General features: G+C 68.9%; 7 protein-coding genes and 1 pseudogene. 4 read left to right on the top strand and 4 right to left on the bottom strand.

The features are described 5' to 3' along the window. Together KGA66_RS27415 and KGA66_RS27410 are read right to left on the bottom strand one after the other, a co-directional pair. Positions 1 to 380: AAA family ATPase (locus KGA66_RS27415; protein ID WP_211472211.1), on the bottom strand; the 380-nt coding region annotated here is incomplete at its 3' end. Positions 381 to 719: 339 nt separating this feature from the next. After that, positions 720 to 1,007, bottom strand: a complete 288-nt coding sequence (locus KGA66_RS27410) for a hypothetical protein (protein WP_211472209.1) — start codon at positions 1,005 to 1,007, stop codon at positions 720 to 722. An 86-nt stretch (positions 1,008 to 1,093) separates the two neighbouring features. On the opposite strand from KGA66_RS27410, the gene KGA66_RS27405 reads away from it, so the two are divergent. The 3 genes from KGA66_RS27405 to KGA66_RS27395 all read left to right on the top strand — a co-directional run bounded on the left by KGA66_RS27405 (position 1,094) and on the right by KGA66_RS27395 (position 3,170). Continuing rightward, positions 1,094 to 1,465 (top strand): hypothetical protein, encoded by a 372-nt coding sequence (locus KGA66_RS27405; RefSeq protein WP_211472207.1) that lies wholly within the window; start codon positions 1,094 to 1,096, stop codon positions 1,463 to 1,465. A gap of 95 nt (positions 1,466 to 1,560) precedes the next feature. Then, positions 1,561 to 2,715 (top strand): ricin-type beta-trefoil lectin domain protein, encoded by a 1,155-nt coding sequence (locus KGA66_RS27400; RefSeq protein WP_246508844.1) that lies wholly within the window; start codon positions 1,561 to 1,563, stop codon positions 2,713 to 2,715. Positions 2,716 to 2,948: 233 nt separating this feature from the next. Continuing rightward, complete coding sequence (locus tag KGA66_RS27395; protein WP_211472205.1) at positions 2,949 to 3,170, top strand: hypothetical protein; 222 nt, start codon at positions 2,949 to 2,951, stop codon at positions 3,168 to 3,170. Positions 3,171 to 3,294: 124 nt separating this feature from the next. On the opposite strand, the gene KGA66_RS27390 is transcribed toward KGA66_RS27395, so the two are convergent. Together KGA66_RS27390 and KGA66_RS27385 are read right to left on the bottom strand one after the other, a co-directional pair. Next, complete coding sequence (locus tag KGA66_RS27390; protein WP_211472204.1) at positions 3,295 to 4,944, bottom strand: DUF8189 domain-containing protein; 1,650 nt, start codon at positions 4,942 to 4,944, stop codon at positions 3,295 to 3,297. 776 nt (positions 4,945 to 5,720) lie between these two features. After that, the gene (locus KGA66_RS27385) at positions 5,721 to 6,197 is read right to left on the bottom strand and encodes a universal stress protein (protein WP_211472202.1); all 477 of its coding nucleotides are present in this window, start codon (positions 6,195 to 6,197) and stop codon (positions 5,721 to 5,723) included. A gap of 266 nt (positions 6,198 to 6,463) precedes the next feature. Here KGA66_RS27385 and KGA66_RS27380 point away from each other — a divergent pair. Next, positions 6,464 to 6,707 (top strand): annotated as a pseudogene (locus KGA66_RS27380) (hypothetical protein); the annotation flags it as partial.

Genomic DNA, 6,707 nt, shown 5'->3' with positions numbered 1-6,707 from the left:
ATGGAGGGCAGGGCGGGGGAGGCCTTGGCCAGGAACGGGAACTCGTCGAGCACCACTGTGGTCGGCCGCTCGCTTGCGACGCGCATGAGCCGGGTGATCGCCTCGTCCCAGTGGGTGAAGCGCAGCGGGGTCGGCTCCCCGGTGAACGCGCTTAGTGCGTCGGCGAACTGGCGCAGCGCGTCGGCCTCGGTGGTCTCGGTGGCGGTGAACATGAACCCGCCGGTCGCCCGGGTCAGCGCGTCGAGCAGGAAGGTCTTGCCCCGGCGGCGGCGCCCCGAGACCACCCCGAGCGTCGCCTCCCGGCCGTCGTACGCGGCGAACCGGGCCAGCTCCGACCACTCGAAGTCCCGGTCGAACATCTCCGCGGGCTTGTCCAGCACGGCCACCACACCCTTCAATGCCCGGAACGCGTTTACTCCCGCCCGACGCTGCAGATGCGCCTGAGCCTTATCAATAGCCTGCAACATGTGTGGGACGCGCACTACGGCGACGACTACGACGCCTGCGACGCGGCCGCGTAGATCAACTCCGATTTTTATCCAATCCGGGCCCCACAGCGCACAGCACGCACAGACGTTGAGATAAGACCCGCAGGTAGAAAGCTCACGCGGAAGCCCCTAAGCCTGTTCTCATGCATAATCTCTCTTATGCTTGATAAGCTGCGGCTGTCCCCCACCAGGACCGCTCAATTTCAATGTTGCCTGCGAGGCGCGGGTCGCCTACTCGCCGAATCTGCCCAGCGCCGCGATGATCGCGGGTTGGCGGCCGGTCCAGTAGTCGACGATCTGGCTGCGGGGCACCGGGAGCAGTTCGTCCGGCTCTACCTCGTCGAAGTAGCCCAGGCCGCGCACGATGTGCCCGAGAGCCTGCTGGGGGTAGGCGGGGGCGAAGCGGGCCAGGAAGAGGGACAAGCCCTCCTCGACCGTGCGGCCCGCGCGCTGTTCGATGGCCATCAGGTCGAAGTAGTCGCGCAGTTCGCCGCGGTCGCCGACGACCTTGAGCTTCATCGCGAGCAGGTCCTCGAGAGCGGCGATCCGCGGTCCTCGATCTTCGCCGGTGGTGCGAGCAGATGCTGGGGGGCACCCTCGTCCGCGTGCAGGAACCGGACCTTGGTCTTGGAGAACAGTCCGTTGAGGGTTCCGGGCGCGCGCAGGGTGACGGCGAACCGGCCGGCGGCGGCGATGTGTTCGCCGGTTTCGATCGCCCGTTTCGATCGCCGGGTGAAGGCGCCGGCACTTTTGGGGGCGGGTTCAAGCGCCGCCCGTCGATCCGCCACGCTCTCGCGGGAGCCGGCCCGGTGCTGCCCACCGTGTGCTCTGCACTCTTCGGAACGGTTCTACTCGGGACGATTCCGGCTTCCCGGCACGATCCGGCGAAACTTTCAAGCCCTCACCGGACCTGCGCCGCCGTCACGCTGCGGGCAGCCAGGGACGATGCCGTCACCCTGCCGAGACATGGGATGTGACGATGACTCAGGCCTGGCTGCGTGTGAACATCTGCTGTGCCGCCGCGCGACCGCGGCGGCGAGCGTGAACGATTCAGGGGAAGGGGAAGACGAGCTTGCGTAGACGTAGAGGGTGGCTCGCCGCGACTCTCGCGGCCGCGACGACGGTGGCGGCCTGCGTGGCGGTGCTCACGATCGGAACCGCGACCGCCAACGCGGAGTCCAACGGCGGCGTGCGGGTCATGCCGCTGGGTGACTCGATCACCGACGGCAACCAGACCCCGGGCGGCTACCGCATCGGCCTTTGGCAGCGGTTCGTCTCGGCCGGGTACAAGGTCGACTTCGTCGGGTCGCTGTTCAACGGCCCGTCCACGCTCGGCGATCACGACCACGAGGGCCACTCCGGCTGGCGTATCGACCAGATCGACGCGAACATCACCGGCTGGCTCAACACCTACCGGCCGCACAGCGTCCTGCTGCACATCGGCACCAACGACATCACGCAGAACTACAACCTGCCGGGCGCGCCGAGCCGTCTTTCCACCCTGATCGACCACATCACCGCCGCGGACCCGACCGCGGAGGTCTTCGTCGCGCAGATCATCCCGCTGGGGTACGCCAGCGGGGACGCCGCAGTCCAGACCTTCAACGCGGCGATCCCGGGCATCGTGCAGAGCAAGGTCAACGCCGGCAAGCACGTGCACCTGGTCAACATGCACAGCGCGCTGACGGCGTCCGACCTCGTCGACGGCGTCCACCCCAACGCCGGCGGCTACGACAAGATGGCCGCGGTGTGGTACTCGGCCCTGCTCTCCGTCCCCGGCAGCATCGGCAACGGCGGCGGCCCGTCGCCCAGCTCGAGTCCGAGCACCGGACCCGCCACGAGCGGGCACATTGTCGGGGTGGGTTCGGGCCGGTGCGTGGATGTGCCCGGGAGCAGCCAGACCGGTGGCACGCAGGTGCAGTTGTGGGACTGCAACACGCAGGCCAACCAGCAGTGGACGTATACGTCGGCGGGTGAGCTGAGGGTGTACGGCACGATGTGCCTGGACGCCGACGCCCAGGGCACCACCGCCGGCACCAAGGCGATCATCTGGTCCTGCAACGGCCAGCAGAACCAGAAGTGGAACCTGAACTCCAACGGCACGATCACCGGGGTCCAGTCGGGCCTGTGCCTCGACGCCACCGCCGCGAAAACCGCCAACGGCACCCTCGTGGAGCTGTGGACCTGCAACGGCGGCAGCAACCAGAACTGGACCCGCCAGCCCTGAGCGCGGGTATAACCGTTCTCGGGGTGTCGGCTGGCCAGAGTGTGTCCAGGTTTCGTCATCGCCCTGACATGGACGCGGCCTCTTCGTGAGTATGTGTGTTCCACCAAGAAGGCGCATACCTACGAAGAGGCCGCGGCGACCAGCGTCCAGGACGCGTTCGTGCGCCATTTCAGCGGAATTCGCGCCGGGCTCCGCCTCATCGGTCTCCCCACAGCGCGCGAGGCGACCCGGCTGTGGCGGCTGGCGCTGCCGGCGCTGCCGCGGTGCTCGGGCCGGCCTTGGGCAACATCGGTATCCTTTACATCGCGCCGCTGCTCGTCGCGCACCTCGTCACGCGGATCACCGACCACACCCGCCTCGCTCTCGGCTCGGTGTTTCCCTACGTGCTCGGCTGGCAGCACCAGTCGGGCGGTTTCCTCACCGGCGCACCCGCGCAGGCAGGCGCCACCGTCTGATCACGCCGCGCCCCTCGGGCGGCCGGGCGCGGGCGCGGGCGCGGCCTCCACGCGGGATGCGCCTCTTGGCCGAGGTCGCATCGCCGCGCAGAGACCGCGCCCGGATCAGAGCCGAGGGCGTAGCTCAGCTCGGGTTCGTGTAGTACTTGTGCCACACGCTTCCGTCGGTGCCGATGCCGAACAGGTCGAAGATGTTCGGACCACGGCCTACCGCGCCGGGATCGGACGTGATGATCGGGCCGAGCGACTGCCAGCCGTTCCAGCCGACCCCGTTCCAGAAGATGTGCCAGATGGCGTTGTCGGCTCCGCGCACGAACACATCCAGGCGGTTGCCGCCCCACGTGGCGACGGACACCGACGCGCCGGAGGCGACGCCCGGCGGCGGCGGCTGAAGTTCGTCGTTCCAACCCAGCCAGGTGCCTGAGGTGTAGACGTTGTGCCAGATGTCCCCGTTGCGGCCGACCGCGAACAGGTCGATGGGGTTGGGGCCGCCGGCGACCGCTCCCGGGTTCGAGACCAGGTTCCCGCCGAGCGACTGCCAGCCGCTCCACCCGGAACCGTTCCAGTACTGGTCCCAGATGGCGTTGTCGGCTCCGCGCACGAACACGTCAAGCCGGTTCGGGCCGGAGGTGGACAGGGTCGGCGACGCGCCGGCGGCGATACCGGGCGGCGGCGGGCGCAGTTCGTCGCCCCAGGGCGCCCAGGTCCCCGAGCTGTAGACGCGATGCCAGATGTCCCCGTTGCTGCCGACCGCGAACAGGTCGATGGGGTTGGGGCCGCCGGCGACCACCCCCGGGTTCGAGACCAGGTTCCCGCCGAGCGACTGCCAGCCGCTCCACCCGGAACCGTTCCAGGACTCGGTCCAGATCGCGTCGTCGTTGCCGCGCACGAACACGTCAAGCCGGTTGGCGCCCGAGGTGGAGACGACCGGAGCGGACCCGGGAGCGACGCCGGGCGGCGGTGCTCCGAACTCGTTGGCCCAGTCCGTCCACCGCGGGGCCGCGTTGACACAGCTGTTCGTGGCATTGCTCCACAGTGATTGCACGGCGAAGGTGCTCCCGGAGGCGGTGATGTCCCTCAGGCCGTACCAGGCGCACTTGTCGCCGATCTCGTAGCCGGCGCCGTCGAGCCACGCGTTGATCAGCGGGTCGGTGATCGTCTCGGCGAGTTCGTGGCCTTCGACGATGCTCACGCCGTCCAGCACGCCGGCAGAACCCGGATTAACCGAGTTCTCCCCGCAATCGTGTCCGGCGTCGGTGATGTACGGCAGCGCCGTGTACGTCACGTCGGTGTTGGACAACACGCTGTGGTACGCACAGTAGCCCTTGGTGCCGCTGTCGAAACCGGCCGGGTTGTGTCCAGTCGGCATCGCGACGATGACCTGCGAGTTGAACGAGTAGGGCACGTTCATCGCCCGGATCGCACTGAACGCCTCGTGCTGGATCTGCGCGTCGGTGGGCTGGACCGGCACGGGCGTGGGATCCGACCACGCGCCGGCGAACAGATTGACCGGCGAGCCTCCGCTGTACTGGCCCACCGTGTTCAGCCACGGCGTGCCGCCGATGCGGGAGAGGAAGGCGGTCAGATAGCCCTGTTCACCGCTGGGGTCCGAGTTCCAGCCCCAGAAGACGACGTACACCCGGGGTGCCGACTGTACGACACCGCCGCCGTAGATCAGCGGCCCCGGGATCAGCGCAGTCGCCTTGGCCGACGCCTTGGCCGCGGACTTCGGACCGGCCGGCCGCATCCGGTGGGGCCGGGCGGTCTGCTGCATGACGGGCCGGTGCACTACCGCAGCCGTCGTCCGGTGTGATGCGGCGGGCGACGCCGCGGCCGCGGGCGACGCGCCGGCGAGACCGACAGCGGCCGCCAGGACCACGGCGAGTGCGCCGGCGCGCAACCGCATCGACGCGCGCAATCGCGTACGCCCCCGAGTACTCGCCCGTTGCCAATGTTCACGGAACACGATGTATCCCCCTAGTGCGCACGCCGGAAGAGCCCGCGTAGCGCAGATCGTCTGACGAATCCCCCTCAGTGCGAAGCCGGGCATATACGCACCCCGCGCACCGAGCACCCATTCCACGGCACGTCATGCCGCAGCACGCCGCGCACGTCGACAAGTTCCCTCCCCGCCGACGGCCCGGCAGTGAGTAAGAATACAGATTGAGTGCGGCCGGGCAAGCGAAGCCGAGCGGCAGATGTCTTACGAACCTGGGAACAAGGGTGTGGATATCAAGCAGCGGCCCGATGGTCTTTCACGGTTGCGCAATGCGATATGAGGTCGGGGCTGTGAACCCGTTGCGAGAACGCCTCTTCGCGCCGCGCGCGCGATGCCCGGCGAGCGGCACGGTGTCCGGTGAGGTTCCGGCCCCGATCGCGGGCGGACCGTCAGACCGGCCACGCCGCGGCGCGGGAACCCGCGCCGAGCCGGGCACGTTGCGCGGACCGGGCAGCGCGACAGGGACCGTCGTCTCACTCACTGCCCGTCCGATGTGTCGGCGAGCAGTCGCGCCGGTTCGGCGTGGCCGAGGTTCAGCGCGAAGACAAGTTCTAGTGCGGGTCGTTGCCGGTCCGGTGGCGCACGATCAACACCGGGCAGGAGGCGTTCTGGGCGCAGTGCTGGCTCACCGAGCCCAGCAGCATGCCGGCGAAGGCGCCGTGGCCGCGGCTTCCGACCACCAGCAGGTCCGCGCCCTGGCTGGCGTCTATCAGGACGATCGCCGCATTGCCCTCGATGACCCGCGTGGTCACGGGAACGTCGGGTTCGGCGCCGAGGGCCCGGGCGACGGTGTCGTCGAGGCCCTTTTGTGCCTCCGCCTCGAAGTCCAGCTCGGAGAAATCGGGGACCCAGCCGTATCCGCCCGGATACTGCCAGGCGCTGATCGCCTGCAGCCGGGCATCGGTCCGCTTCGCCTGGAGCGCCGCCCAGCGCAGCGCGTCGATACTGGATTCGGATCCGTCAACGCCGACCACTATGAGCGGCGCGCAGTCGGTGCCGGGCATCTCGTCTCCTTCGTCGATCTTCATCAGCCGTCGATCGCAGTCTTTCACCGTGGCCCGGGCCGGGGTAGGGACGGATGGCCCTTGATCATCCGAACCGGACGCCGACCCCGCAGGGCCGTTTTCAGCGTCTTGACCGCGGTCGCGTGCTGGAACGGGTCGTTCGGGACGATCGGCGGTGTGGGGACCTTTGTACCGGCCGCCGGGGCCGGTCGGCCCGTGGCCCCCCGCCCACCTGGGGTGGAGGCTGACCACAGGACCTCAACCGCCGCTGACGTAAAAGGACTACCATCATGCGCCGCAAGACCTTCGACCTGCTGGCCAGCCTCGGCGGCATCGTGCTCGTGGTCACGCTGCTGATCGCCGGCGCGTTGGCCACTTGGGGCTACAGCTTCGCCGACGACAACGTGCACAGCCAGCTCGCCCAGCAGCAGATCACCTTCCCGGCCAAGGGCAGCCCCGCGCTGGCCAGCAAGGAGATCGGCCCGTACCTCGACCAGTACGCCGGGCAGCAGCTGACCACCGGTCCGCAGGCCA

It is taken from the genome of Actinocrinis puniceicyclus (assembly GCF_018283645.1).
GTDB lineage: Bacteria > Actinomycetota > Actinomycetes > Streptomycetales > Catenulisporaceae > Actinocrinis > Actinocrinis puniceicyclus.
Note: the sequence above shows the minus strand (reverse complement) of the source record. Positions and strands in the feature narration are given on the sequence as shown.

Coding starts and splice junctions, on each gene's coding strand:
- KGA66_RS27410 (WP_211472209.1), bottom strand. CDS start 1,007: ATGAAGCTCAAGGTCGTCGGCGACCGCGGCGAACTGCGCGACTACTTC.
- KGA66_RS27390 (WP_211472204.1), bottom strand. CDS start 4,944: ATGCAGCAGACCGCCCGGCCCCACCGGATGCGGCCGGCCGGTCCGAAG.
- KGA66_RS27385 (WP_211472202.1), bottom strand. CDS start 6,197: ATGAAGATCGACGAAGGAGACGAGATGCCCGGCACCGACTGCGCGCCG.